The sequence below is a fragment of the Pseudodesulfovibrio sp. JC047 genome (genome assembly GCF_010468615.1).
Lineage (GTDB): Bacteria > Desulfobacterota > Desulfovibrionia > Desulfovibrionales > Desulfovibrionaceae > Pseudodesulfovibrio.
In genome coordinates, this window is record NZ_WUEH01000142.1 from 1 (window position 1) to 306 (window position 306).

1 protein-coding gene is annotated in these 306 nt (G+C 43.5%); it reads right to left on the minus strand.

From position 1 onward, the window contains the following. Positions 1–306: helix-turn-helix domain-containing protein (locus tag GO013_RS16930; RefSeq protein ID WP_163813213.1), on the minus strand; the 306-nt coding region annotated here is incomplete at both ends.

The following is a 306-nucleotide window of genomic DNA, read 5'->3' on the forward strand; positions in this document are numbered from 1 at the left end:
TCTCTGACACGCAATACTGATCATCCATGCCTTCGCATCGTCGGTGATTTCGGATGGACGTCCAGGACGCTGAACATCAAACAGTGCAGCATCCACACCTCCTTTATGAAACTTCGAAACACAAAGGCGTACCGTGGCAGTGCTGATTGCAAGTTTATCAGCAATTTCCTGGAATGTCATTCCATCGGCTTTAAATAAAAGAATCCTGGCACGATCCACGACTTGTGCCTGAATGGTTCTCTTTTTTGATAATGATTTAAGGTAATTCCTGTCTTCATCTGACAGAGGAAGATATGTTTTTCTCAT